This is a genomic window from Amycolatopsis solani, from assembly GCF_033441515.1.
GTDB lineage: Bacteria > Actinomycetota > Actinomycetes > Mycobacteriales > Pseudonocardiaceae > Amycolatopsis > Amycolatopsis solani.
Map to the genome: position 1 here is coordinate 2217037 of NZ_JAWQJT010000002.1, position 23734 is coordinate 2240770.

Consider the following 23734-nt stretch of genomic DNA (forward strand, 5'->3'; position numbering starts at 1 on the left):
CCCTAGCGGTGCTTCTCCTTGAGGTCCGCCGCCTTCACGCCGGCCAGCAGCACCCCGACCGCCAGCAGCACGATCCCCGCGCTGATCACCAGGCCCAACGACAGGCTCCCGGTCGCCGACTGGATGAAGCCCAGCAGGGACGGGGAAGCCGCGGCCGCGAACGAACCCATCGACGTCACCACCGCGATGCCCGTCGCCGCCGCGCGGTCGCTCAAGTAGATCGACGGGATCGAGTAGAACACCGTCAGGCCCGAGTAGTGCGCCGCCGCCATCACCGCGAGCAGGACGACCACCACCAGGACGCTGCCGCCGGAGAACGCGAGCGCCAGCATCGCCGCGGCGGCCACCAGCCAGCTCACCGCGGCGTGCCAGCGGCGCTCCAGGGTGCGGTCGGAGTGGCGGCCGACCAGCAGCATCACCGCGATGCCGAGCAGCGGCGGGATCGCCGAGAAGAAACCCAGGTTCAGCACGTCGCCGACGCCGGCCTCGGCGATGATCCGCGGCGTCCAGAACGAGACGGCGTTGGCCAGCGTGTAGGCCCCGCAGGCGCACAGACCGAGGATCCAGACCTTCGGGTCGCGCAACGCCGAGAGCATGCCGCCGCGGTGCGCCGCCGAATCGCCTTTCGCGGTCCGCTCGGCGGCCAGGTCGGACGCCACGAGCGCCTTCTGCGCCGGCGTCAGCCACTTCGCCCGCTCCGGGCCGTCGGCGAGGAAGAACGCGACCGCGACGGCGAGCAGGATCGGCGGGATGCCCTCGACGAGGAACAGCCACTGCCAGTCGGCCAGGCCGGCGACGCCGCCGAGCGCGTGCATGATCCAGCCGGAGACGAGCGAGCCGAGCACGCCGGAGACCGGGACGCCGATGAAGAAGATCGCGGTCATCCGCGTCCGGCGCGCGGACGGGAACCACCGCGACAGCAGGTAGAGCGCGCCCGGGAAGAAGCCCGCTTCGGCCACGCCGAGCAGGAACCGCGCGAGGTAGAACGTCAACTCGTCCTGGACGAACATCGTCGCGATCGTGACCACGCCCCAGGTGGCCATGATCCGGACCAGCGTCTTGCGCGCGCCGATCCGGGCCAGCAGCGCGTTGCTGGGGACCTCGAAGAGGATGAACCCGACGAAGAACAGCGTGACGCCGAGCCCGTAGACCGCCGAGCCGAAGCCGAGGTCGCGCTTGAGGCCCTGCTGCGCGATGCCGATGTTCGTGCGGTCGATGAAGCTGACCACGTAGCAGACCACGAGCAGCGGCATGACCCGCAGGGCGATGGTCCGGTAGGTCGACGCGCGTTCGGCGTCACCCACCGCGGGGGGCCGTCCGGTGACGGCGGGCTGTTCGGCCATCGCTACTCGACTCCTTCGTCAGGCGGGGCGTGCGGCAGCAGTGTCGGCATCCAGTGTTGAGTTTGTCAACACCTGATCGGCAACGGCTACGATGACCGGCATGGCGGAACGCGCGGACGGCCGAGACCTCGTGCCCATTTCGGGACTCCTCTCCTACCGGCTCTCCCGCACGTCGTCGGCGATGTCGCGCAGCGCCGCGCTGCGCTACCGGCGGGAGTTCGACGTCAGCCTCGGCGAATGGCGGGCGATTTCGCTCATCGCCGCCGACCCCACCCTCACACTGAACCGGCTGGCCCGCCGCGCCGGGCTCGACAAAGCGCAGATGAGCCGGGTGGTCAGCCGCCTGACCGAGCGCGGCCTGGTGGACCGGACGGCCGGCTCGGGCCGCACTTCGCAGCTGGCCCTGACCGCCGAAGGCACCCGTGTCTACCGCGGCCTGATCACCGCGGCCAACGAGCGCGACGCCGAGTTCCTGGCCGCGCTGACCCCCGAAGAGGCGGCGACGCTGAGCGGTGCGCTGGACAAGCTGGCCGACCTGGCGCTGGCCGTCGAGGAGCGTGAGCGCGCCCACCCCGGCGATCCCGACTGTTGACTTTGTCAACACTGCCGCGTAGACCTGGAGCCACCGAACGAAAGGTGGCCCGATGTCCGACGCCGTCACGCTCTGCGAGTGCTTCGCCCGCGACGGGCTGCAGCACGAGCCGGAGTTCGTGCCGACCGCGACGAAGGTCGCGCTGCTCGATTCCTTCGCGGACGCGGGGTTCCGGCGCATCGAGGCGACCAGCTACAGCCACCCCGAGCGGGTGCCGGGCTTCTCGGACGCCTCCGAAGTCCTGACCCGGATCAAGCGCCGCCCCGGCGTCGGCTTCAAAGCGACCTGCCCGAACCCGCGCGCGGTGCGGCGCGCGCTGGCCGACCTCGACGCCGGGCACGGCGCCGAAGAGCTGAGCCTGCTGGTCTCGGCCAGCGAAAGCCACACCGAACGCAACCTGCGCACGTCGAGAGCCGGGCAGTGGGAGCGCGTCGCCGAGATGGTCGAGCTGGCCGGCGGCCGGTTCAAGCTGGTCGGCGTGGTGTCGGTCGCGTTCGGCTGCCCGTTCGAGGGCGCGGTCGACCCCGGCCGCGTCGCCGAAGACGTCGCCCGGTTCGCCGACCTCGGCGCCGGCCTCGTCACCTTGGGCGACACCACCGGCGTCGCGACCCCGCCGTCGGTCCGCGCGCTCTTCAAGCGCCTCGACCCCGAGGTGCCCGTGGTCGCGCACTTCCACAACACCCGCGGCACCGGCATCGCCAACGCCGTCGCGGCCCTCGACGCCGGCTGCCGGAACTTCGACACCGCGATGGGCGGCGTCGGCGGCCACCCCAGCGCGATCTCCTACGGCGCCGGGCTCACCGGCAACGTCTGCACCGAGGACCTGGTCAGCCTGTTCGCCGCGATGGGCGTCGACACCGGCATCGACCTCGATCTGCTCGCAAAGGCTTCGGCCGCCTGCGAAGCGGCCCTCGGCCGCCCGCTGCACAGCATGGTGGCCCGCGCCGGCTTCACCCCGACCCCGAACCAGGAGACCCCGTGACCGTCATCGCCGAGGACCACGGCGCCGTCCGCGTCCTGACGCTGAACCGGCCCGAGAAGCTCAACGCCCTCGACACGGCCCTCACCCGCTCGCTCAGCGAAGCCTTCACCGCGGCCGACGCCGACCGGGACGTCCGCGCGCTGGTCCTCACCGGCGCCGGCCGCGGCTTCTGCGCGGGCGCCGACCTCGGCGAGTTCTCGGAACTGACGCCCGCGCACGCCGACGCCGTCCTGGACCGCGCCGCGCTCACCGCCAAGCTGCAGGTGCAGGCGCGGCAGCTGCGGATCCCGGTCGTCGCGGCCGTGCGCGGCGCGGCGGTCGGCGGCGGCGCCGGGCTGGCCATCGGCGCGGACATGGTCGTGGCCGGCACCGACCTCAAGTTCGGCTACCCCGAGCTCAAGCACTCGATCGTCCCGGCGCTGGTGATGACCGGGCTCGTGCACCACCTCGGCCGCAAGCTCGCCTTCGAGCTGGTCAGCACCGGGCGCCTGCTCACCGCGGCCGAAGCGTTCGAGCACGGCCTGGTCAACCGGGTCGTGGCACCCGACGAGATCCTGCCCGCCGCGCTGGAGATCGCCGAGCACTGGGCGAAGGTCGAGCCGCGGGCGATCGCCGCCGCGAAGGACCTCTTCTACCGCATCGCCGACCTGCCGTCCGACGCCGCCATGCGCGCCGGGCAGGACGTCAACGCGCTGATGCGGGGGTTCCGCGCATGACCGGCCCGCTGACCGGGATCACCGTCCTCGACTTCTCCCGCGTGCTCGCCGCTCCCCTGGCCACGCAGGTGCTCGCCGAGCTGGGCGCGACCGTGATCAAGGTCGAGCGCCCGGGGTCCGGCGACGAGACCCGCGGCTTCGAACCCCGTCTGCCGCACGGCGAAAGCGCGTACTTCTTCGCCTTCAACCGCGGCAAGAAGTCCGTGACGCTCGACCTCAAGGACCCGCGCGGCCAGGCACTCGCGCGGAAGCTCGCCGAGCGCGCCGACGTCGTCGTCGAGAACTTCCTGCCCGGCGCGATGGACCGGATGGGCCTCGGGTACGCGGACCTGGCGCGGCCGGACCTGGTCTACGTGTCCGCGACCGGGTTCGGCCAGACCGGCCCGGACCGCGACCGCAAGGGCTACGACACCGTCTTCCAGGCACTGTCCGGCGTGATGGCGATGACCGGCGAGCCCGACGGGCCGCCGTCGAAGACCGGGATCCCGGTGGCGGACCTGACGTCCGGGCTCTGGGTGGTCATCGCCGTGCTGTCCGGGCTGGCCGGGCGGGCTTCCTCGGGCCGCGGGAGCCACCTCGACGTGTCCATGATGGACGTCCAATTGAGCCTGCACGCGCTCAACGCGGCCCGCCTCTTCGCGCTCGGCGAGGACCCGGTGCGCACCGGCACCGAGCACCCGGGCCGCGTGCCGTCGGCGGCGTTCCAGGCCGGCGACGGCGAATGGCTGCACATCAGCGGCAGCGACCAGCACTGGGGTCCACTGTGCACGGTGCTCGGGCTCGGCGAGCTGGCCGCGGACCCGGTGCTGCGGACCAACTCCGGGCGGGTCGAGCACCGCGCCCGCGTCATGAAGGCCCTGCGCGGCGCGATCGCCCGGCACGACCGGGACCCGCTCGTGAAGGAGCTGCGCGCGGCCGAAGTCCCGGCCGGCGCGGTCCGTTCGGTGCGGGAAGCGCTCGCCGATCCGCACGCCGTCGCCCGCGGCGTCGTCGGCGAGTTCACCCACCCGGCGGAGGGGACGTTCCCGGCGCTGCGGACGCCCCTACGTGAGACTGGCGGTGAACCGCCCGCCGTGGGCGTGCCGCCCCGGCTGGGTGCCGACACCGACGACGTCCTGGCCGGGCTGGGACTCGACGCGACCGAAATCGAGGGCCTGCGGGCCGCGGGGGTGATCCGATGACCGAGCGGGTGAGCGTCACCGTCGAGGACGGGATCGCCCGGGTCGAGCTGACCCGGCCCGAGGCCCGCAACGCCGTGGACCTGCCGATGTGCCACCAGCTGCGTGAGGCTTTCGAGGCGCTGGACGACGACGTCCGCGTGGTGCTCCTGAGCGGGCGCGGGCCGGTGTTCTGCGCGGGTGCCGACCTCAAGGAGCGCACCGGCAAGGACGCCGCGTGGGTGCGGCGCCGCCGCGTCGCCTCCTTCGCCGCGTACGCCGCCATCGAGCAGTGCCGGGTGCCGGTGGTCGCCCTGGTGCAGGGCGCGGTCGTCGGCTCCGGCGGCGAGATCACGCTCGCGGCCGACTTCGCGCTGGCCGCGGCGGGGACGGTCTTCCGCTTCCCGGAGCCGCACTGGGGTACCGTCGGCGCGACCCAGCGACTGCAGCGCGCCATCGGCAAGCGCCGGGCCAAGGAGCTGCTGTTCACCAACCGCCCGCTCGACGCCGAAGAAGCCGCCGGCCTGGGCGTCGTCACCCGCGTCGTGCCGGCGGACGCCCTCGCCGCGGCCGGCGACGAAACGGCCGCGAGCATCGCGAAGGCGCCGCCGCTGGCCATCGCGCTCACGAAGCGCGCGGTCGACCTCGGCTCGGAAACCGACCTCGACCGCGGCATCCGCATCGAAATGGCGGCGATCGAACAGTGCCTCGCCGACGGCGGCTGGCGCGACGGCGTCGCCCGCTTCGCCGACGGGAACGGAGAACCGCGATGACCGACCTGCGCACCGCCTGCCCGCTCACCACGCACGAGGTCCTCGCGCGCGCGGCCCTGCTCGCACCGGACGTCGAAGCCGTCGTCGCGGACTCCGGGCGGGTCACCTACGGCGAGCTGGCCGAGCGGGTCTCGCGGGTCCGCGCCGGGCTCGCCGCCGCCGGGATCGGCCGGGGCGACCGCGTCGGGATCTGCCTCGGCAACGGGCCGGACTGGGTGGCGCTGTTCCTCGCGATCGGGGCGGCGGGCGCGGTCGCCGTGCCGGTCAACACCCGGTTCACCGCCGACGAAGTGCGCTACACGCTCGACCACGCACGCGTCCGGACGCTGTTCGTCGCCTCGCGCGTGCTCAACGTGGACTTCGCCGCGATGCTGCGGGAGATCGGCGCCGAGGCCCTCCCCGCGGTCATCGTGCTCGGGGACGACGTGCCGTCGTTCGCCACGCCGTGGGCGGACTTCCTCGCCGCGGGTTCGGAAGTGCCGCCGCCCGCCGGTACGCCCGAAGACGTCCTCCTGGTGCAGTACACGTCGGGCACGACGTCGCGGCCGAAGGGCGTCCTGCTCACGCACCGGAGCATGTGCGCGGACGCGTTCTTCTCCGGCGCGCGGATGGGCCTGCGGCCCGGCGACCGGTTCCACTCCGCGCGGCCGTTCTTCCACGTCGCCGGGTCCACGCTGTCGGTGCTGGCGTCGATCCAGCACGCCACGACGCTGGTGACGATGCCGAAGTTCGAGCCGGAGGAAGCCCTGCGGCTGCTGGAAGCCGAACGCTGCACGCACTTCTCCGGCAACGACACGATCGCGCTGCTGCTGCTCAACCACCCCTCGCGGCCCGCTCGGCGGCTGTGCTTGCGCGGGGCCTGGGTGGCCGCGTCGCCGACGGTGATCCGGCGGGTCATCGACGAGCTGGGCGCGCGTGAATGCGTTGCCGGGTATGGGCTTTCGGAAGCGTCGCCGAACGTCGCCCAGTCGGCGTGGTGGGAGCCGGAGGAGATCCGCACGTCCGGCGCGATGGCCGTCCAACCCGGCGTCGAGGTGCGGATCCGCGCCTTCGACGGCGACCGGGACTGCGGCCCCGGCGAGCCCGGCTCGGTGCTGGTGCGCGGCTGGAACGTGATGGCCGGCTACCTCGACGACCCAGTGAAGACGGCCGAAACCATCGACGCCGACGGCTGGCTCGCCACCGGCGACGTCGGGCTCCTCGACGAGACCGGGCGGTTCCACTTCACCGGCCGCACCAAGGACATCATCCGCGTCGGCGGCGAAAACGTGGCTCCGGCCGACATCGAGGACACCCTGCACCGGCATCCGCTGGTGCGGCAGGCGGCCGTCGTCGGCGTCCCGGACGCGCGGCTGCTCGAGGTGCCGTTCGCGTTCGTCGTGCTGACCGCACCCGGCGTCTCCGAGGAGGAGCTGCTCGGGTGGGCCCGCGAACGGATGGCGGGCTTCAAGGTGCCGCGGCACCTGCGGATCGTCGAGGGCTTCGAGGGCATCGGGATGACCGCGAGTTCGAAGGTGCAGAAGAACCGGCTCGCCGCGCACGCGCGTTCCCTGCTGGGGCAGGCATGACCCGCATTTCGACCTCGATCACCGGGTTGCTGGGGATCGATCTGCCGATCGTGCAGGCGGGGATGTCGTGGGCGTCGTCCTCGTCCGCGCTGCCGGTGGCGGTCTCCAACGCGGGCGGGCTCGGCGTGGTGGCGGCGGGCCCGATGCGGCTGCCCGACCTGGACCGGGTGCTGACCGAGGTGGCCGCGGGGACGTCCCGGCCGTGGGCGGTCAACCTGCCGCTGTACCGCGCGGGCGTGGACGAGGTCATCGAGCTGGTGCTGCGGCACCGGCCGCCGGTGCTGATCGCGTCGCAGGGCGGGCCGCGGCGCTACCTCGACCGGTTCCACGCGATCGGGACGCGCTGCCTGCACGTCGTGGCCGGGGTTTCGCACGCACTGAAGGCGGCCGACGCGGGGGTCGACGGCCTGGTCGTCGTCGGCGCCGAGGCGGGCGGCCACCCGCCGCCCACGATGGTGGCGACGTCCGTGCTGGTGCGAGCGGTGGCCCGGGCGGTCGAACTGCCGCTGGTCGCTTCCGGCGGCGTCGCGGACGGCGCGGGCCTGGCGGCGGTGCTCGCCCTCGGCGCGGGCGCCGCCCAGTTCGGCACGCGGTTCCTGGCCAGCACGGAGGCGTCGGTGCACCCCGCGTACAAGGAAGCGGTGGTCGCGGCCGGCGTGGACGGCACCCGCACGGTGGGCCACGGCCTGGGCGTGATCCGCGCCCTGGACAACGACTTCACCGCGCGGATGCGAGCCCTGGAGGAGTCCGGCGCCGAAGAAGCTCTGCGGCGCAAGACTTTCCAGGCGTCGACACTGCGTGACGCGGCGCTGCACGGCGACGTCGTCGAGGGGAAGCTCGAAGCGGGCCAGTCGGCCGGGCTGGTGGATTCCGTGCGGCCCGCGGCCGAGATCGTCGCGGGGATCGTGCGGGAGTACCGGGCGGCGCGCGCCGGACTCCCGCCGATCACCTGAGGGTCACTCGGCGGCGGCCGCCAGGATCACCTCGGCGACGACACCGGGCTGCGACACCGCGACGGCGTGCGAAGCGTCGATCCGGCGGACGGTGGACTTCGCGCGCTCGGCCATGAACTCCTGGGCGGCGGCCGGGATGGCGTTGTCCTGGTTGGCGATCAGCGTCCACGAAGGCAGCTTCGACCAGGCCGGGGTGCCCTCGAACGGCGCGGCGAGCGCCTGCTGCGCGACGGCCCGCTGGGTGACGGCCAAGATCGCGGCGGTCTCGGCGGGGACGTCGCCGGCGAAGACCTCGGAGAAGTCTTCCGGCTTGATCGACAGCTCGGGATTGCCGTCGTGCACCAGGACGTTCGTGGTCTCCGGGCCGAGCTTGGCGCCCGGGTAGCGGCCGGAGAGCTCGAAGACGCTCTCGCCCGCGTCGGGCTGGAACGCGGCGATGTAGACCAGGGCGCGGACGTTCGGCGTCTCGGTGGCGGCGCGGGTGATCAGGGCGCCGCCGTAGGAGTGGCCGGCCAGGACGACGGGGCCCTCGACGGAGTTGACGACGTCCGCGACGTAGGCCGCGTCGGACTCGAGACCGCGCAGCGGGTTCGCCACCGCGACGACCGGATAGCCGTTCTCCTGCAGCTTCGACACGACGCCGGTCCAGCTGGACGAGTCGGCGAAGGCGCCGTGGACCAGGACGATGGTGGGCTTGCTCATGGCTGGCTCCTTGAGAGAGAACGATCAGTCTTTCTGCCCCTCGAACTCTGCTCCGATTCGCGGGCGGCCGCAATGTGACGTAGCCGATCTGGCAGAACGACCAGTCTTTCTCTATGCTGAGGGGATGACGTCCGCCTCGATGCACCCGAAGGACCGGTTGCTCGCGACCGCGTCCCGGCTGTTCTACGCGGAGGGCATCCACGCGGTGGGGGTCGAGCGCCTGGTGTCGGAGGCGTCGGTGACGCGGGCGACGTTCTACCGCCACTACCCGACGAAGGACGACCTGGTCGCGGCCTACCTGACGGAGACGAGCCACCTGATCCGCACGGCGGTCGACGCGGCCCGCGCGGGCAAACCCCCACGCGAAGCCCTGGCGGCGGCCCTCTCGGTGGTGGGCGACGCGACGTGCGGCGAAGATTTCCGAGGCTGCCAGTTCCTCAACGCGGCCGCCGAGTACCCGGACCCGGACTCCCGCGTCCGCCAGGTGATCGACGACCACCGCCAGTGGTTCTTCGAGGTCCTCCGAGGAGAGGCGGCGGCACTGGGCCACCCGGAACCCAGCCACGCGGCCCGGGTCCTGGTCCTCCTCCGCGACGGCGCCCTCCACGGCGGCGAACTGGACGACGCGGAGACGGTCCGGGCCACGTTGCGCCGGGCGGTGGAGGAGTTCTTCCCCGCCTGACGCGCCCTGAAGGGGACTTTGCTGGCATCTGGTGACCTGAAGGGGACTTTGCCGGCATCTGATGTCAGCAACGTCCCCTTCATCACATGCGAGCCTGAGCCGGGCCCAGCCGCCGCGTGGTCCTTTCCCCGGCCGGCGCCGGGACCACCGGCTTCCCGAGAGATGCGCTGAGGCGAGCGCGGCTGCGGCGGGGCAGGCTCCGGCAAGCGCCATGCCGGCGAGGCGCGCTTCCGCGGGGCGGGGTCCGGCGAGTGCCGCGCCGGAGAGGCGGGCCCGGGGCGGGCTTCGGCGCAATGCGCAGCGGCGAGCGCCATGCCAGCGAGGCGCGCTTCCGCGAGGCGGGCCCCGGCGAGGCGCGCTCAGGGCAGGCCCCGGCGAGGTGTGCTGCGACGGGCGCCACTCCGGCGAGCGGGCTCCGGCAAGCGCCGAGCAGGCGTCGGAGCCGGCGCTGCGGTGCCGTGCTGGAATGGGGGCTGTGCCGCTCGACCCTCCCGACCCGCTCCCCCGCATCGCGCGCCCCCGGGCCCTCCTCTTCGCTCTCCCCGCCGCGGGCCGGCGGTGGAGTGCCGGGTTGCGGGCCGCCGCTGCTGTGGCGCTTCCCGGTGGGCTCACCGTCCTCAGCGGACACGCCGACGTCGCGCTCTTCGTCACCTTCGGCGCCTTCGCCGTCCTCTACGGCGAAGGCCGTCCCTACCGGGTCCGCGCTCGGGTCGTCCTCACCGCCGCCGTCGCGCTGGTGCTCGCCGCCGCGCTGGGCGCCTTCGCCGGGAGGGGCGGTGGCCGTGAAGCGGCCGTCATCGTCGTGGTCACCGTGGTCGGCGTCCTGGCCGTCTACGTCGTCGACGCCCTCCGGCTCGGGCCGCCCGGGGCGCTGTTCTTCGCGCTCGTCTGCGGCGGTGCGACCGTCGCCACGGAAGCCGGGGCCGATCCCGTGGCCATCGTCGGCTGCACCGCGCTGGGCGGCCTCGCCTCGGCGGCCGTTTCGATGGCCGGGCTCCTGACCGACCGGACCAAGCCGGAACGCACGGCCGTCCGGCGGGCCGTCGCCGCCGTCGATGCCGCCGTGGCGAACCCCACCGCCGAAGCCCGGCACGCCGCGGGCTCGGCCGTTTCCGCCGCCTGGAGCGCCGTCCACGACGCCGGGCACGAGGCCGGCTCGGAGCTCGCGACCACGCTGATCGCCGCCCACCGGCGGTTCGCGGACGCCGACGGCGGCCCGGACGAAGCCACGCTACCCCTGCCCCGTCCCAGCGTGGGCTACCGGCTGCGGCGGTCGGCGACCCTCCGCTCGCACGCCATGATCACGGCGCTGCGCGTCGGCGTCACCTGCGCCGCCGCCGGGTGCCTGAGCGCGGGGCTCGGGCTCGAGCGCCCGCACTGGGCGATCCTCAGCGCCCTCGTCGTCCTGCAGCAGGGCACCGACCGGGTGCGCGCCAACGTCCGCGGCCTGCAGCGGTTCGCCGGGACCGCCGTCGGCCTCGGGTTGTTCGCCGCCGTGTCCGCACTCTCGCCGACCGGGCTCGCGCTGATCGCGACGATCGCCGCGCTGCAGTTCTGCATCGAGCTGTTCGTGCCGCGCAACTACGCGGTCGCGGTCGTCTTCATCACGCCGGTCGCGCTGCTCGCCGGGGGCGCCGCGGTGAGCGGGCCGGTCGGCCCGGTGCTCCGCGACCGCCTCGTCGAGACCGTGCTCGGCGTCGCGCTCGCCGTCCTCGCGCAGTACGTCCTCGCGCCGAACGCGCACCGCACGACGTTCCGCTGGACCGACGCCCGCATCCGCGCCGCCGCGCTGGCCGTGCTGGCGACGCCGGGCCGGCCGGCGCGGCGGGACCTGCAGTTCGAGCTCGAGGGCGCCACCCGCGCCGCGGTCGACTCCGCGCACAACGACGTCCGCTGGACGCGGGAGCACTGGCCGGCCCACGCCGCGCTCGTCCACCTCGGCTACGACCTCCTAGCGGCGTGCTGGGCCGGGCGCGTCGACGCTGCGCAGTGGACCCCCGCGTTCCGGTCACCTGCGCAAACCCGGCGAAACTAGGCCGAACGGGTTACCTTGGGCGCGGAAGGTGACGGAGGTCAGGCATGGCGGCAGACGACGCGTCCCGCGCTCCGGCCTGGATCGAGCCGATGCTCGCCAAGGCCGACGGCGGACGGCTGCGCAACGGCCCCGAGTGGGCCTACGAGTACAAGCTGGACGGCTACCGCGCGGCCATGCGGATCGCCCCCGACGGCACCACCGTGCTCACCAGCCGCAACAACATCGACTTCACCGCCGAATTCGCCGAGCTCGACGGCGTCCTCGCCCCGGCGCTCGACGGCCGCGCCGCCTACCTGGACGGCGAGGTCGTCGTCTACGGCGAAGACGGCCGGATCGACTTCGAGCTGATGCAGGAACGCCGCGGCCGCTACGTCCGGCACCAGAGCGGGCCGAAGGGCCGCGAGTTCACCGACGTGCCGGTCCGGTTCCTGGCGTTCGACCTGCTCCGGCTCGGCGACCGCAGCCTGCTCGCCGCGCCGTACGACGAGCGCCGCGCCCTGCTGGAGAGCCTGCCGATGCCCGACCCGTTCCGCGTCTCGGTGGTGCGCGCGGTCACCTTCGACGAGCTCGCCGCCGACCGCCGCACGCCGGCCGACTTCCTGGCCCACGCCGCCTCTGCCGGGTACGAAGGCGTCGTCGCCAAACTGCGCAGCTCGGCCTACGCGCCCGGGCAGCGGCCGGACTCCTGGCTCAAGCACCCGCTGATCCGGACCCAGGAAGTCATCATCTGCGGCTGGCGCCCCGGCCAGCGCAGCTTCAGCGGCACCCTCGGCGGGCTGCTGCTCGGTGCGCACGACCCCGAAACCGGCGCGCTGGTCTACATCGGCGACGTCGGCACCGGCTTCAGCCAGGCCGCCCGCGCCGACCTGAAGGCGCGGCTGGAGACCATGGAGCGCCGCACGCACCCGTTCGCGACGACGCCGCCGCGCGAGGACACCGCCGGTGCCCGCTGGGTCGAACCGCGCCTGGTCGGCGAGGTCGTCTACCGGCAGTTCACCCGCGCCGGGCGCGTCCGCCACACCGCCTGGCGCGGCCTGCGAGCCGACAAGGATCCCGGCGACGTCATCGCGCCGCGCGCGGCCGCCGCCGAACCCGCGACGCCGCCGCCCCCGCCCGAACCGCCGGGCAAGCGGATCACCGTGCAGGCCGGGAACCGGCGCCTGACACTGTCCAATTTGGACAAAGTGCTCTACCCCGCGGACGGGTTCACCAAGGGCGAGGTGATCAACTACTACTCGCGCGTCGCGCCGGTGCTGCTGCCGCACCTGGCCGGCCGCCCGGTGACGTTCATCCGCTACCCGGACGGCGTCGAAGGCGAGAAGTGGTTCGGGAAGAACGTCCCGAACGGCGCCCCGTCCTGGCTGCGCACGGTGCGGCTGCCGAGCACCGGCTCGCGCGGCACCGGCGAAAGCATCGACTATCCGCTCCTGGACGACCTCCCCAGCTTGGTGTGGGCGGCGAACATCGCCGCGCTCGAACTCCACGTTCCTCAGTGGACGGTCGACGGCGGCACGCGCGGCCGGCCGGACCGGCTGGTGTTCGACCTCGACCCGGGGCCCGGCACGTCCGTCGTCGACTGCTGCCGGGTGGCCGAGCGCCTGCACGACGTGCTGGCCGCCGACGGGCTCACGGCGTACGCGAAAACGTCCGGCTCGAAGGGGATGCAGCTCTACTGCGGCATCGAAACCGGCGACCCGGCGGCGCCGTCCGCCTACGCGAAGCGGCTCGCCCAGCGGCTGGCGAAGGAGACGCCGGAGACGGTCACCGCGGTGATGGCGAAGGCGCAGCGGTCCGGCCGCGTGTTCATCGACTGGAGCCAGAACAACCCGGCCAAGACGACGGTGGCGCCGTATTCGCTGCGCGGCCGCGACCACCCGACGGTCTCGACGCCGGTGACGTGGGACGAGGTCCGCGCCTGCCGGCACGTCAGCCACCTGACGTTCACCGCCGACGACGTCCTCGGCCGCGTCGGCGAGTTCGGCGACCTCCTCGCCGGTTTGAGCGAAGACCGGGCACCCCTGCCCTAGCCTCCCCACCCACGGTTGCGGACCGTCCCCCGGACGAGGCGCGCGGGGTCCCGATCGTGTGCCGCGAGCCGGGCCCGCTCCACCCCGCGCACGGCCGGCACTGGGCCAGACGGGCAACGCCCGCGCGGCGCGAGTGAAGCTCCTTGTCCCCGTGAAACTCCCGGCACTAGCGTCGATCCCGAGGGGACGAAGCCGGAGCGCCTGGCTCGGCGATGGCCGATTCCTTGTCCCCCAGGGAAAACGACCGAGGAGTTACTCGATGACCGCTCTCGACCAGCCCGTGGCCCGCACCGCTTACCAGCAGTCGGTCGCCGACTACTGGAACGCGGAAAAGGACCCGGTGAACCTCCGGCTGGGCGACGTCGACGGTCTGTACCACCACCACTACGGGATCGGCGACTACGACCCGGCCGTCCTCGAAACCCCCGCCGCCACGCGCGACGAAGCGATCATCGCGGAGATGCACCGGCTCGAGACCGCGCAGGCGGACGTCCTGCTCGACCACCTGGGCCCGATCGCGCCGTCGGACCGGCTGCTGGACGCCGGCTGCGGGCGCGGCGGCACCAGCGTGATGGCCCACCAGCGCTTCGGCTGCCAGGTCGACGGGATCTCCATCTCCGAGCAGCAGGTCGGGTTCGCCAACGCGCACGTGCGCCAGCGCGGGATCGACGGCTCGGTGCGCTACCACCTGCGGAACATGCTCGACACCGGCTTCGAAACCGGGGCGTTCCAGGGCATCTGGAACAACGAAAGCACGATGTACGTGGACCTGCACGACCTCTTCGCCGAACACGCGCGGCAGCTCAGGCCGGGCGGGCGGTACGTGACCATCACCGGGTGCTACAACGACGTCACCGGCGGCCGGTCGCGGGCGGTCAGCCAAATCGACCAGCACTACATCTGCAACATCCACGCGCGCGGCGACTACTTCAAGGCGTTGTCCGCCAACGGGTTCGTGCCGATCAACGTCGTCGACCTGACCGCCGCGACGATCCCGTACTGGGAGCTGCGGGCGCAGTCTTCGGTCGCGACCGGGATCGAGGACCCGTTCCTGACGGCCTACCGCGAAGGCAGCTTCCACTACCTGCTCATCGCCGCCGACCGCGTCTGAGCCGGGCCGGTGCCGAGGGAGACCACCATGACGGTATGTCCACAGTGGACGGCCGGAGCCGTGGGCGGGGTGCCGCCGGGACCGTTCGGCCTCGGGACGTCGGCGGCGCGGATCGCGACGCAGTTCGCGCCCGCGCCCGGGCCGGACCCGGCGTACGCGTACCTGCCGTGGGGTGACGGCAGCGCGTCGCCGCTCTACTGCCCGGTGGTGGGCCGCGTCGACGAAGCCCTCGCCGCGGAGATCGACCGGCGGCTGGTCGCCTGGGCCGCGGACTGCGGGTTCACCGGCGAAGGCCTGGAACAGATCGCCGGCGCGGGGTTCGGCAGGCTGGTGATGCTCGCCCACAGCGACTGCGACGACCCCGACCGGCTGCTCGTCGCGGCCCAGCTGAACGCGGTCTGGTGGGCCGCGGACGACTACTACGCCGACGACAGCGAGCTGGGTGCCGCGCCCACCGAGCTCCCGCCGCGCCTGGCGCTGGTGATGGCGGCCATGGACCCGGTCGCGCCGGCCGGGGAGTTCACGCCACCGCTGGAAGAAGCGCTGCGCGCGGACCCGATCCTGGTCGGGCTGCACTCGGCGGTCGAGCACCTGGGCCGGCACGGCTCGCCGGTGCTCGTGCAGCGGGTCTGCTACTCGACGTTCGCGATGTTCGTCAGCTGGGACGCCTACGCGGCGTGGCGCCACACCGGCCGCTACCCCCCGGCGTGGGAGTACCTGGCGGCGCGCCAGCACGATTCCTTCTACACGTCGATGACCCTCGTCGACGCCGTCGGCGGCTACGAGCTGGCCGCGCCGTTCTACTACGACCCGCGCGTGCGCGAGGCGATGATGCGCGCCGGGACGGCGGCGGTGCTGGTCAACGACCTCCACTCGGTGGCCAAGGACGCGGCCGACGAAAAACCGGTCTGCAACATGGTCCTGCAGATCGCCGCGGACCGGGGCTGCCCGGTCGAGGAGGCGGTCGAAGCCACCGTCGCCCTGCACAACCGGATCGTCCACGAGTTCGAGGACGGCCACCGCGAGCTGCTCGCTGTGCCGTCCCCGGAGCTGCAGCGCTTCCTCGTGGGCGTCCGTTCCTGGATGGGTGGCGGCTTCACCTGGCACGCCACGAATCCGCGTTACCAGTCCTGACAATCCTCGAATGATTGGGTGGTTTTGGTTGTGACTGTCACCGACCCGGCGAACACCGAACAAGCACCACAAAGCCTCGGCCGGGCCGCCGCCCGCACCCTCGCCACCACCACCAAATCCCTCCCCCAGATGCAAGGCATCTCCACCCGCTGGCTCCTCAAAGCCCTCCCCTGGACCGACGTCACCGCCGGCTCCTACCGCGTCAACCGCCGCCTCTCCTACGCCGTCGGCGACGGCCGCGTCACCTTCACCACCACCGGCAGCCACGTCCGCGTCATCCCACCCGAACTCGGCGAACTCGCCCCGCTGCGCGGCTACGACGACGACGACGTCCTCACCGAACTCGCCACCCGCTTCACCCAGCACCACTACCAACCCGGCGACACCCTCGTCGAATTCGGCTCCCCCGCCGACCAGGTCTTCCTCATCGCCCACGGCAAAATCACCAAAATCGGCACCGGCGCCTACGGCGACCACACCACCCTCGCCACCCTCGCCGACGGCGACTACTTCGGCGACACCACCCTCACCCACACCGACGGCATCTGGGAATTCACCGCCAAAGCCGTCACCGCCTGCACCGTCCTGACCCTCCCCCGCACCGCCTTCGACGACCTCCTCACCCACTTCCCCACCCTCCAACACCACCTCGACACCTACCGCGCCCGCGGCACCGCAGCAGCCAACGACCACGGCGAAGCCGAAATCACCCTGGCCTCCGGCCACGACGGCGAACCCCACCTGCCCGCCACCTTCGTCGACTACGACGCCGCACCGCGGGAATACGAACTCTCCCTCGCCCAGACCGTCCTACGCGTGCACTCCCGCGTCGCCGACCTCTACAACCAGCCTCACAACCAGATCGAACAACAACTCCGCCTGACCGTCGAAGCACTACGGGAACGGCAGGAACACGAACTGGTCAACAACACCGACTTCGGGCTCCTGCACAACGCCGACTTCGCCCAGCGCATCCCCACCCGCACCGGCCCACCCACCCCCGACGACCTCGACGAACTGCTCACCCTGGTCTGGAAAGACCCCGCCTTCTTCCTCGCCCACCCCGCCACCATCGCCGCGTTCGGCCGCGAATGCTCCCAGGCCGGGCTCTACCCCACCCCGGTCGACCTCGGCGGGCACCAGGTCCCCGCCTGGCGCGGCATCCCGCTGCTGCCCTGCAACAAAATCCCCGTCTCCGACACCCGCACCAGCTCCATCCTGCTCATGCGCACCGGCGAAGCTGCGCAAGGCGTGATCGGGCTGCACCAGACCGGCCTGCCCGATGAATACCAGCCCGGGCTCAACGTGCGGTTCATGGGCATCAACGACCAGGCCGTCATCTCCTACCTCGTCTCCGCCTACTACTCCGCCGCCGTCCTCGTCCCCGACGCCCTCGCCGTGCTGGAAAGCGTCGAACTCGGCCGGGAACACTGACCGCCGTGACCCTGACCGAACCCACCCCACAGCAGGCGCTGGGGGTCGCGGCCGCGCGGACCCTGGCCACCACCACCAAATCCCGCCCCCAGATGCGCGGCATCACCCCCCGCTGGCTGCTCACCCAGCTCCCCTGGGTCGAGGTCCCCGCCGGCAGCTACCGCGTCACCCGCCGCCTCACCTACACCCTCGGCGACGGCAAACTCTCCTTCTACACCACCGGCTCCCAGGTCCAGGTCGTCCCCGCGGAACTGACCGAACTCGCGCTGCTGCGGGACTTCGCCGACGAGACCGCGCTGGCCGCGTTGGCGGGGGCGTTCGAGCACCGCGAATACGACCCCGGCACTGTTCTGGCCGGGGAGGGGGCGCCGCTGGACATGCTGATCCTGATCGCGCACGGCAAAGTCACCCGCCACCGCAGCGGCCCCTACGGCGACGACGCCGCCCTGGCCACCGCCACCGACGGTGACCACCTCGGCGCCGACCTCCTCACCCGCGACGACGCGACCTGGGGGTTCACCGCCCGCGCCGCCACCCGCGTCACCGCCCTCGTCCTGCCCGCCGCCACCTACGCCCGCCTCAACGGGCGGCTGGAATCCCTGCGGACGCATGTCGCCGAGGCGGCCGCGCGACCTCGGAAACCGCAGAACAGCAAAGGCGAAGCCAGCATCGACCTCTCCGCCGGGCATGACGGGGAACCCTTGCTGGCCGGGACGTATGTCGATTACGACCCGGCGCCGCGGGAATACGAACTCGCCGTCGCACAAACCGTGCTGCAAGTGCACAACCGGGTCACCGACCTCTACAACACCCCCCACGACCAGCTCGAGCAGCAGCTGCGGCTGACGGTGGAAGCGTTGCGGGAACGGCAGGAACACGACCTGATCAACAACACCGACTTCGGGCTGCTGCACAACACCGACCTCAAACACCGTCTCACCACCCGCACCGGCCCGCCAACGCCGTTGGACATGGATGATTTGCTGTGCCGGCGGCGGAAAACGAAGTTTTTCCTCGCCCATCCCCGCGCGATCGCCGCGTTCGGACGCGCGTGTACTGCGCACCGGGTGTATCCCGATATCGGCGTGCTGGACGGGAAACGCGTGCAGACCTGGCGCGGGGTGCCGATCCTGCCGTGCGACAAGATTCCGGTGACCGAGACGGGCACGACGTCGATCCTGGCGATGCGCACCGGCGAAGACGACGCCGGAGTGATCGGCCTACGGCCCAAGGAACTCCCCGATGAGCACCAGCCGGGGGTGAACGTCCGGTGGATGGGGATCAGCGAACGCGCGATCACCTCCTACCTCGTCAGCGCTTACCACTCCGCGGCTGTGCTGGTCCCGGACGCACTCGGTGTTCTCGACGACGTGGAGGTCGCGAACTGACGGACAATTGCGCCTGACGCAAGTACTGCTTGCCGAAGTTGCGTGGCACGGACACCCCGCGACTCCTAACTTCGATCTCGACAAGAGATTCCGAAGAAGGAGCAGCAGAATGCACGTGTTCGTCACCGGCGCGACCGGCTGGATCGGCTCGGCCGTCGTCGACGAGCTTCTCGGCGCCGGGCACGAGGTCACCGGCCTCGCCCGCTCGGACGCCGCCGCGCTCGCGCTCGGCAAGAAGGGCGCGCGGGTCCGGCGCGGCGACCTCGACGACCTGGCCGGGCTACGCGACGGCGCCCTCGACGCCCAGGCCGTCGTCCACCTCGCCAACAAGCACGACTGGGGCAACCCGGCGGAAAGCAACCGGGCCGAACGGGCCGCCGTCGAGACGCTCGCCGAAGCCCTCGTGGGCACAGGCCGGCCGTTCGCCCTCGCGGCCGGCCTCTCCGGCCTGGTGAAGGGGCGGCCCGCCACGGAGGCCGACGTCTCCCCCGAGGTCGGCCCGGGCTCGCACCGCGGTGGCGCCGAGAACCTCGCGCTCGAGTACGCCGAGAAGGGCGTCCGGGTGCTGAGCGTCCGCTTCGCCCCCTCGGTGCACGGCCCCGGCGACCACGGGTTCCTGGCCGCGATCACGGCGGCCGCGCGCAAGCACGGCGTGTCGGCCTACCCCGGCGACGGCACCACCGCGTGGGCCGCGGTCGCCCGGCCCGCCGCGGCCGAGCTCGTCCGCCTCGGCCTCGAAGGCGCCCCGGCCGGGTCCCGGCTGCACGCCGTCGCGGAGGAAGCCGTGACGGCGCGCGAAATCGCCGAGGCGGTCGGGCGCACGCTCGACGTCCCGGTCGTCTCGCTGGCGCCCGAGAACGTCGGCGAGCACTTCGGGTTCGTCGGCCGGTTCTTCGCGCTGGACATGACGGCGTCGAGCACCCGCACGCGCGAGCTGCTCGGCTGGACGCCGTCCGGACCGGGCCTGGTCGAGGACATCGAAGCCGGCGCGTACGCCTGAAAGGGGAAGTCATGTCCTTCGAAGCCGGCGTAACCGCCTTCATGCTCGTGAAGACGACACCCGAGTGGCTGGGTCTCACCGTGGCGGAGCGGGTGCACGCGTTCGAGACCGAGATCCTCCCGGTCGTCAAGGAAAAGGCCGCGGGGGTGCGGTCGCGGTTCTTCGACACGGAGTTCTACTCCGCGCGCGTCACCGACGTCTGGGTGTGGGAGGCCGCCGACCACCAGTCGTACCAGCTGGTGATCGAGGCCCTGCGCGAAACCCCGTTCTGGGACCGGTACTTCGAGATCGCCGAGATCCTGGTCGGGGTGGAGAACGGGTACGCGAAGAACTACGGGATGGACACCTTCGCGACCGTCGACCTCTAGGAAAGCCGGAAGCGCCGAGGGCGGCGTGCCCTCGGCGCTTCCGGTACCCGGGTCAGGCGGCTTCGTCGGCCTCCACCGGCGCCGGCGTGATGTCCGCGTCGGCCGGTGCGGCCTCTTCGCCGTCCATCCGGACGTTGCGGAACAGGACCAGCGCGAGCGTCGCGAGCAGCGCGATCAGGATCGCGCAGACGAGCGCCGCGACCGCGAACCCGCTCGTGAACGCCTCACGCACCGACGTGAGCAGCGTGCTGCCGACCTGGCCGGACAGGCTCTGGGCGGCGGCCGTGCCCTCGGCGATGCCGCCGTTGGCCGCGGTGGCGACGTCCGACGGCACCCCGGCCGGCACCTCGATCTGCCCGCGGTAGGCGGCCGTGGCGATGCTGCCGAACAACGCGATCCCGAGCGCGATGCCGAGTTCGTTGCTGGTCTGCGAAATCGCGCCCGCGGCGCCCGCCTTCTCCGGCGGGGCCGAGCCGATCACCAGGTTGATGCCGAGCACCACCATCGGGGAGAGCCCGCCGGTCGCGAGGACCGTGCCGATCACCGTGACCGGCAGCCCGTTCGTCACCGGAACCTGCGTGAGCAGCAGGAAACCGGCGGCGGACACGGCCATCCCGACGGCGATGACGAACGCCGGGCGGAACTTCTGCGCCAGCGGCGGCGCCACCATGTACCCGACCATCATCGCGACGGTGTACGGGATCAGCCAGAGCCCGGAGTTCAGCGGCGACAAGCCGAGCACCAGCTGCAGGTACTGGTTGAACAGCAGCAGGATGCCGCTGATCGTGGACCCGCCGAGCAGCAGGATGCCGAGCGCGCCGCTGAAGGCGGGCCGGCCCAGCAGCCGGATGTCCAGGAGCGGGTCGGCGAGCCGGCGCTGACGGCGGACGAACGCCGCACCGAAGAGCAGGCCCGCCACGAGGACCACGGTCGGCACGAGCACCGCCTCGCCGCGGGCCAGTTCCTTCAGGCCGTAGATGACCGGCAGGACCGCGGCCAGCGACAGCGCGGCGCTGACCAGGTCCAGCCTGCCGCCTCCCGTCCCGGGTTCGGACCGCGGCAGCAGGATCGGCGCGGCGACCAGCAGCAGCACCATCACCGGCAGGCCGAGCAGGAACACCGAGCCCCACCAGAACGCCGACAGCATCACGCCGCCGACCAGCGGGCCGATCGCCAGGCCGACCATGAAGCAGCTCGTCCAGATGCTGAGCGCCATGCCGCGCTGCTTCGCGTCGCGGAACATGTTGCTGATCAGGGCCATTTCGGTCGGGACCAAAGTGGACCCGGCGATCCCGAGCGCCGCCCGGGCGATGATGAGCATCGTCGCGCTGGTGGAAAACGCGGCCACGGCCGACGCCGCGCTGAACAGCGTCGCACCGATCATCAGCAGTTTCCGGTGCCCGATGCGGTCGCCGAGGTTTCCGCTCGTGACCAGGAGCCCGGCGATGGTGAACCCGTAGATGTCGATGATCCACAGCATTTGCGAACTGCTGGGGTGCAAATCCGCGGTCACGTGCGGAATCGCCAGGAGCAACACGCTCATGTCCAGCGCCAGCAGCAGGGTCGGAAGCGTGAGGACGGCCAGGCCGACCCACTCCCGCCTGCCCGCCCGCTCACCGGAGTGGGTCGAGCTGTTCGTTGTCATGAGAAACCCTTCATGCGTCCGGCATATACCGTCAACCCTCGACCCGATCGCCGGTGCGGGCATCCTTGAAAATGCGAACTTGGGGCTTCTTTGCGGCGCCGCCGCGGTTTCGACACTATGTTCGTAATTCAGTGCGCCGATGTCGAATCGGCGTGGACCGGATTTTCGCGCAGCCGCCGGTAGTGCGCCACGCATTCCTCGTACCGCGGCAGCAGCCCTTCTTCCCGCGCCTGGGCCAGGCCGGGGGCCGCGCGGTCCTTGTCCGACAGCAACGGCTCGAAGCCCGGCGGCCACGGCAGCCCCAGTTCCGGGTCCAGCGGGTCGAGGCCGTGCTCGCGGCCCGCGTCGTACTCCGTCGTGCACAGGTAGGACAGCACCGTGTCGTCCTCGAGGGCCATGATCGCGTGGCCGAGCCCCTCCGGCACGTACACCGCGCGGAATTCGAGCGGGTCGAGGCGCACCGCGTCCACCGCGCCGAAGGTCGGGGACCCGACGCGGATGTCGGCCACCACGTCCAGCAGCGCCCCGCGCGAGCAGTAGACGTACTTCGCCTGGCCGGGTGGCACGTCGGCGTAGTGCAGCCCCCGGATCGTGCCGCGCCGGGACCGGCTGTGGTTGAGCTGCGCCACCTTCAGCGGGTGGCCGACCGCCTTGACGAAACCCGCCTCCTGGAACGGGCACACGAACAGGCCCCGCTCGTCCGGGAACACCCGCGGGCCGAACTCGAACGCGCCGGGTACGGCCAGTTCCCTGGCTTCTCGGACCTCTCCCAATGTGCCCACCCTCTTCCGGACCGGCGATGAACGCCACGACGTGAGGCAGGATTATCGCGCACAAAACGGTCAGATCGCCATCAACAGGACCAAGAAGGCCAACCGTGCGCACTCACGCGGAACACGGCCGGTCGGGAGGAGTGCAGATGACAGAGTCACCACCGCGGTTCGGCACGCCGCTGCACGTCGGCCGTCCGAACATCGGCGACCGCGGCCGGTTCCTCGACCGGCTCGGCGGCGCGCTGGACCGGCACTGGCTGGCCAACAACGGCCCGCTGGTGCGGGAATTCGAGGCGCGGGTCGCCGAACTGGCCGGGACCCGGCACTGCGTCCCGGTGGGCAACGCGACCGTGGGCATCCAGATCGCGGCGAAGGCGGCCGGGGTCGCGCCGGGCGACGAGGTCGTCGTCCCGTCCTTCACTTCGCCCGCGACGGCCCACGCACTGCACTGGATCGGGGCCACGCCGGTGTTCTGCGACGTCGACGAGACGGCCAACGCGGACCCGGACCACGTCGCGCGCCTGATCGGGCCGCGGACCCGCGCGATCGTCGGCGTGCACGTGTTCGGCAGGCCGTGCCGGATCGACCGGCTGACCGCGCTCGCCGGCCGGCACGGCCTGCCGCTCATCCTGGACGCCGCCCAGGCGGTGGGCTGCACCTACCGCGGCTCGCCGATCGGCGGGTTCGGCCTCGCCGAGGTGTTCAGCTTCCACGCGACCAAGTACCTGAACAGCTTCGAAGGCGGGGCGATCGTCACTGACGACGACGAGCTCGCCGAGCGCGCCCGCGCCATGCGCAACCTGGGGATGAACGACGAGCGGGACCAGGTGGTGTGCGGCATCAACGGGCGGATGACCGAAGCGTCCGCCGCGATGGGGCTGACTTCCCTCGAAGCGATGGCGACGATCATCTCCGCGAACCGCCGCAACCACCGGCTGTACCGGACGGGGCTGGCCGGCCTCGACGGCGTGCGCCTGCACGAAATGGCGCCCGGGGAACGCGCGAACCACCAGTACATCGTCATCGAGGTCGACGGTGCCATCGCCGGTGCCGATCGCGACACGGTGCTGCGGGCATTGGCGCGGCACAACGTGCTGGCCCGGCGCTACTTCCACCCCGGCTGCCACCAGATCCCGCCGTACCGCGACCACCCGGCACTGCACACGCCGTTGCCGCTGCCGCGCACGGAAGCGTTGTGCGACCGCGTGCTTTCGCTGCCGACCGGCACGGCCATCGGGCCCGCCGAGATCACGGCGATCTGCGAGATCGTCCGGGAGGCGTGCACCGGCGGACAGGCCCGGGCGGCCTGAGCGGACGGCCGGACCTCGGCGAGGTCCGGCCGTCCACCTGG

21 protein-coding genes are annotated in these 23734 nt (G+C 72.2%); 17 read left to right on the plus strand and 4 right to left on the minus strand.

The window, feature by feature from the left end; genetic code table 11:
* Window positions 1–2: 2 nt before the first annotated feature.
* A complete protein-coding gene (locus tag SD460_RS30755; RefSeq protein WP_290055503.1) occupies window positions 3–1343 on the minus strand; it encodes an MFS transporter in 1341 nt (446 codons plus the stop codon).
* Window positions 1344–1443: 100 nt separating this feature from the next.
* On the opposite strand from SD460_RS30755, the gene SD460_RS30760 reads away from it, so the two are divergent.
* The 7 genes from SD460_RS30760 to SD460_RS30790 are packed head-to-tail and all read left to right on the plus strand — an operon-like array spanning window position 1444 to window position 8084.
* Complete coding sequence (locus SD460_RS30760) at window positions 1444–1935, plus strand: MarR family winged helix-turn-helix transcriptional regulator (RefSeq protein WP_290055502.1); 492 nt, start codon at window positions 1444–1446, stop codon at window positions 1933–1935.
* A gap of 52 nt (window positions 1936–1987) precedes the next feature.
* Window positions 1988–2917: a hydroxymethylglutaryl-CoA lyase gene (locus SD460_RS30765; protein ID WP_290055501.1), complete on the plus strand. Its 930-nt coding sequence runs from the start codon at window positions 1988–1990 to the stop codon at window positions 2915–2917.
* A complete protein-coding gene (locus tag SD460_RS30770; protein ID WP_318307099.1) occupies window positions 2914–3633 on the plus strand; it encodes an enoyl-CoA hydratase/isomerase family protein in 720 nt (239 codons plus the stop codon). The genes SD460_RS30765 and SD460_RS30770 overlap by 4 nt, the downstream gene beginning before the upstream one ends.
* Complete coding sequence (locus SD460_RS30775) at window positions 3630–4814, plus strand: CaiB/BaiF CoA transferase family protein (RefSeq protein WP_290062236.1); 1185 nt, start codon at window positions 3630–3632, stop codon at window positions 4812–4814. The genes SD460_RS30770 and SD460_RS30775 overlap by 4 nt, the downstream gene beginning before the upstream one ends.
* Window positions 4811–5563: an enoyl-CoA hydratase/isomerase family protein gene (locus SD460_RS30780; RefSeq protein ID WP_290062235.1), complete on the plus strand. Its 753-nt coding sequence runs from the start codon at window positions 4811–4813 to the stop codon at window positions 5561–5563. Before SD460_RS30775 ends, SD460_RS30780 begins: the two co-directional genes overlap by 4 nt.
* Window positions 5560–7131 (plus strand): AMP-binding protein, encoded by a 1572-nt coding sequence (locus tag SD460_RS30785; protein WP_290062234.1) that lies wholly within the window; start codon window positions 5560–5562, stop codon window positions 7129–7131. The genes SD460_RS30780 and SD460_RS30785 overlap by 4 nt, the downstream gene beginning before the upstream one ends.
* A complete protein-coding gene (locus SD460_RS30790; RefSeq protein WP_290062233.1) occupies window positions 7128–8084 on the plus strand; it encodes an NAD(P)H-dependent flavin oxidoreductase in 957 nt (318 codons plus the stop codon). The genes SD460_RS30785 and SD460_RS30790 overlap by 4 nt, the downstream gene beginning before the upstream one ends.
* Before the next feature lie 3 nt (window positions 8085–8087).
* Here SD460_RS30790 and SD460_RS30795 read toward each other — a convergent pair whose 3' ends face one another.
* Window positions 8088–8786, minus strand: a complete 699-nt coding sequence (locus SD460_RS30795; protein WP_290062232.1) for an alpha/beta fold hydrolase — start codon at window positions 8784–8786, stop codon at window positions 8088–8090.
* 124 nt (window positions 8787–8910) lie between these two features.
* Between SD460_RS30795 and SD460_RS30800 the strand changes: the two genes are divergently transcribed.
* The 9 genes from SD460_RS30800 to SD460_RS30840 all read left to right on the plus strand — a co-directional run bounded on the left by SD460_RS30800 (window position 8911) and on the right by SD460_RS30840 (window position 19965).
* Window positions 8911–9468, plus strand: coding sequence for a TetR/AcrR family transcriptional regulator (locus SD460_RS30800; RefSeq protein WP_290062231.1), 558 nt, complete (start codon window positions 8911–8913; stop codon window positions 9466–9468).
* Between the two features lie 475 nt (window positions 9469–9943).
* On the plus strand, window positions 9944–11503 hold the full coding sequence (locus tag SD460_RS30805; RefSeq protein ID WP_318307100.1) for an FUSC family protein: 1560 nt from the start codon (window positions 9944–9946) through the stop codon (window positions 11501–11503).
* Window positions 11504–11547: 44 nt separating this feature from the next.
* Window positions 11548–13530 carry a DNA ligase D gene (gene ligD / locus SD460_RS30810; protein WP_290062792.1) on the plus strand — a complete coding sequence of 661 codons (1983 nt, stop codon included), beginning with the start codon at window positions 11548–11550 and terminating at the stop codon, window positions 13528–13530.
* A 259-nt stretch (window positions 13531–13789) separates the two neighbouring features.
* Window positions 13790–14641: a geranyl diphosphate 2-C-methyltransferase gene (locus tag SD460_RS30815; protein WP_290062791.1), complete on the plus strand. Its 852-nt coding sequence runs from the start codon at window positions 13790–13792 to the stop codon at window positions 14639–14641.
* A 27-nt stretch (window positions 14642–14668) separates the two neighbouring features.
* Window positions 14669–15775 carry a family 2 encapsulin nanocompartment cargo protein terpene cyclase gene (locus tag SD460_RS30820; protein ID WP_290062790.1) on the plus strand — a complete coding sequence of 369 codons (1107 nt, stop codon included), beginning with the start codon at window positions 14669–14671 and terminating at the stop codon, window positions 15773–15775.
* A gap of 30 nt (window positions 15776–15805) precedes the next feature.
* Window positions 15806–17209 carry a family 2B encapsulin nanocompartment shell protein gene (locus SD460_RS30825; protein WP_318307101.1) on the plus strand — a complete coding sequence of 468 codons (1404 nt, stop codon included), beginning with the start codon at window positions 15806–15808 and terminating at the stop codon, window positions 17207–17209.
* 5 nt (window positions 17210–17214) lie between these two features.
* Entirely contained in the window at window positions 17215–18597 is a 1383-nt protein-coding gene (locus SD460_RS30830) for a family 2B encapsulin nanocompartment shell protein (RefSeq protein ID WP_318307102.1), read from the plus strand.
* Between the two features lie 109 nt (window positions 18598–18706).
* Window positions 18707–19597 carry an SDR family oxidoreductase gene (locus SD460_RS30835; protein WP_290061228.1) on the plus strand — a complete coding sequence of 297 codons (891 nt, stop codon included), beginning with the start codon at window positions 18707–18709 and terminating at the stop codon, window positions 19595–19597.
* Window positions 19598–19608: 11 nt separating this feature from the next.
* Complete coding sequence (locus tag SD460_RS30840) at window positions 19609–19965, plus strand: darcynin family protein (protein ID WP_290061227.1); 357 nt, start codon at window positions 19609–19611, stop codon at window positions 19963–19965.
* 52 nt (window positions 19966–20017) lie between these two features.
* On the opposite strand, the gene SD460_RS30845 is transcribed toward SD460_RS30840, so the two are convergent.
* Window positions 20018–21610, minus strand: coding sequence for an MFS transporter (locus tag SD460_RS30845; protein WP_290061225.1), 1593 nt, complete (start codon window positions 21608–21610; stop codon window positions 20018–20020).
* Between the two features lie 128 nt (window positions 21611–21738).
* On the minus strand, window positions 21739–22383 hold the full coding sequence (locus SD460_RS30850) for a dTDP-4-dehydrorhamnose 3,5-epimerase family protein (RefSeq protein WP_290061224.1): 645 nt from the start codon (window positions 22381–22383) through the stop codon (window positions 21739–21741).
* A 146-nt stretch (window positions 22384–22529) separates the two neighbouring features.
* Here SD460_RS30850 and SD460_RS30855 point away from each other — a divergent pair, with 146 nt between their 5' ends.
* Window positions 22530–23693 carry an aminotransferase class I/II-fold pyridoxal phosphate-dependent enzyme gene (locus SD460_RS30855; protein ID WP_290061222.1) on the plus strand — a complete coding sequence of 388 codons (1164 nt, stop codon included), beginning with the start codon at window positions 22530–22532 and terminating at the stop codon, window positions 23691–23693.
* Window positions 23694–23734 lie beyond the last annotated feature (41 nt).